At 45.7% G+C, this 3,054-nt stretch carries 1 protein-coding gene and 1 pseudogene; both read left to right on the forward strand.

The window, feature by feature from the left end; translation table 11 throughout:
* The first annotated feature begins 49 nt into the window (after positions 1-49).
* Entirely contained in the window at positions 50-841 is a 792-nt protein-coding gene (locus tag F6K20_RS31565) for a glutathione S-transferase family protein (RefSeq protein WP_008190864.1), read from the forward strand.
* 360 nt (positions 842-1,201) lie between these two features.
* A pseudogene (locus F6K20_RS31570) lies at positions 1,202-2,912 on the forward strand (helicase HerA domain-containing protein).
* The last annotated feature ends 142 nt before the right edge of the window (positions 2,913-3,054 follow it).

Here is a 3,054-nt window from a genome sequence, read left to right on the forward strand (position 1 = left end):
AAACGCTACAGTAGCATAGTGTCCCACATCAACAGCGAGAAGATCCAACATGCTGGAGTTGTATCAATTTGAACTGTCCCAATACTCAGAGAAAGTACGACTGATTCTGGATTACAAAGAGCTGGACTATCGCAAAATTGAGGTAACCCCAGGAGTAGGACAGTTAGAACTATTCCAACTGTCTGGTCAAAGTAAGGTACCAGTGCTAAAAGATGGGGATACCGTGATTAGTGATTCTACTGCGATCGCAATGTATTTGGATCGCAAGTATCCCGACAAACCCATCATCCCCACCGATCCCAAAGAACGAGGACTGTGTTTACTGATCGAAGAATGGGCAGATGAATCCATTGGTACCAAAAGCCGGAAAGTGGTCTATGGCGCATTGAGCCAAAATCCCGACTTCCGCAAATCGGTCCTACCGAACCAAACCCCGGATTTGCTCAAAACAGTAGTTGGTTCGGTACCCTCGGAATTTTTAGATATTCTAGGGTTTGGTGTCGGTTGTGGCACTGATGCCGTCAAGGAAGCCAAAGATGGTCTCAAGCAAGACCTAGAAGCCTTGAGTCTGTTACTCCTGGATAGTCCTTATCTAGTCAGCAACTCCCCTTGCTTAGCAGATTTTGCCGTAGCCGGTTTAAGTCTGCTCCTGAAATTCCCCGATGGGAATTATCTCGATATCCCCCAGCAATATCAAGGTAAAGGCATTCCTGGCTTGGCCGATAGTAACCTCTACGAAACCTTTTTCGCTTGGCGCGATCGCATCTATGCTGATTATCGCAAACCTTTAGTTTCCGATAGTCCTAGTGATTCTCAACCCACATCAATTGAGATCGACTAATAATAATTGACTCTAAGGGGTCAGCGGTCAGCCGTCAGCGGTCAGCGGTCAGCGGTCAGCCGTCAGCCGTCAGCTGTTCGCGTAGCGTGCGCGTAGCGCTTAAGCTGATAGCACCTCAACTAGCTTGTGTGGCACAGGCTTCTAGCCTGTGACCCATCCCATCAGCTGATAACTGATAGCTGATAGCTGATAGCTGATAGCTGATAACTGATAGCTGATAGCTGATAGCTGATAGCTGATAGCTGATAGCTGATAGCTGATAGCTGATAGCTGATAGCTGATAGCTGATAGCCTACTCCCTACTCCCTACTTCCAATCACCCAAATGATTTAGCATTGCTATAGTCCTGGAATTATGGTAATGGATTTAAGTCAACCTTTAGGTTCAGTTATTCAAGGCTCTTTGTCTGCTGGATTGGAAGTGCGATTACACCCCGATGTCTCCGTAGAAGATATGCGGGTGGGGAAATTTCTGGTGGTCCAGGGAATGCGATCGCGTTTCTTCTGTATGCTCACCGATGTGTCTTTGGGAACCTCCAGTCAGCGGATTCTGGTTAATCCTCCTAATCCCAATGATGATTTTCTACGGGATGTACTCGCAGGTAGTGGCACCTACGGTACGATTAATCTAACCCCGATGCTAATGTTTACGCCACAAAAGTCCCAGTCACAACAGCCAGTGGAACTAAATGGAAAAAGTCCCTTAGGCTCCTTTCAAGCTCAAAGTAGCGAAGAGATGGAATTGTTACCAGTAAAAACAATTCCCAGCCACTTTTCTCAAGTATACGATGCTAGTGAACGGGATTTTCGGGCAGTCTTTGGCTGGGAAGATGACCCCCATCGCCGGAATTTTTCCATTGGTCAACCCCTTGACATGGAAGTCCCCATATGCATCGACTTAGATCGGTTTGTGGAACGGAGTAACGGGATTTTTGGTAAGTCTGGCACCGGTAAATCCTTTCTAACTCGACTACTGCTATCTGGGATTATCCGTAGGCAAGCAGCAGTAAATTTAATTTTTGATATGCACTCGGAATATGGCTGGGAAGCCGTATCGGAAGGGAAACAATTTAGTACAGTCAAAGGGTTGCGCCAGCTTTTTCCATCCCAGGTACAAGTTTTATACCCTCGACCCAGAATCCACCAGACGACGAGGGATTCGGGATGCCCAAGAGCTTTATCTAAGTTATGACCAAATTGAAGTAGAAGATATCAACCTAGTCCGAGGAGAGTTAAATCTTTCTGAAGCTAGTCTAGAAAATGCCATTATTTTACGCAATGAATTTGGCAAATCCTGGATTGTGCAACTGCTGTCTATGACCAATGAAGAAATCCAGGAATTTTGCGAAGTCAAACGAGGCAACAAGTCTTCAATTATGGCATTACAGCGCAAATTAAGCCGATTCGATGAATTGAAGTATATCCGCAGTGCTTGTCCCCATAATTATGTCAATCGAATTTTAGAATCTCTCGATGCCGGGAAGCATGTTGTGGTAGAATTCGGTTCCCAATCCAATATGCTTTCCTATATGTTAGCAACTAATTTAATTACCCGTCGTATTCATAACAGTTATGTCAGAAAAGCTGAAATATTTTTGCAGTCGAAAAATGCCAGCGATCGCCCCCGTCCCCTAGTAATTACCATTGAAGAAGCCCACCGTTTCCTAGATCCAGCCACAGTACGTCAAACAATTTTTGGGATTATTGCCCGTGAAATGCGCAAGTATTTTGTGACCTTGTTAGTCGTAGACCAGCGTCCTTCTGGCATTGATAACGAAGTCATGTCTCAAATTGGAACTAGGATTACTTGTTTACTAAATGATGATAAAGATATTGAAGCAATTTTTACTGGGGTGTCTGGTGGCCAAAGTTTGCGTTCGGTATTAGCCAAGCTCGATTCTAAGCAACAAGCCTTGATTTTAGGACATGCGGTACCAATGCCAGTCGTAGTCAAGACCCGTGCTTACGATCAGCAATTTTATCGGGAAATTGGGGAGCTAGATTGGCAAGAAGTGTCCGATCAAGAGGTATTTTTAGCCGCCCAATCAGCTAGGGAAGATATAGGGTTTTGAAGTAGGCTATCAGCAGTCAGCAGTCAGCGGTCAGCTTAAGCGCTACGCGCACGCGTGCGCGTTCAGTGGTCAGCCGTCAGTGGTCAGTGGTCAGTGCTCAGTGGCCACTCAAGTAGTGTGGCACAGGCTTCTAGCCTGTGAA

It is taken from the genome of Moorena sp. SIO2C4 (assembly GCF_010672485.1).
Lineage (GTDB): Bacteria > Cyanobacteriota > Cyanobacteriia > Cyanobacteriales > Coleofasciculaceae > Moorena > Moorena producens.

Bases quoted from the DNA above. Each gene is read 5' to 3' on its own strand.
- F6K20_RS31565 (WP_008190864.1), top strand. From the start codon at position 50: ATGCTGGAGTTGTATCAATTTGAACTGTCCCAATACTCAGAGAAAGTA.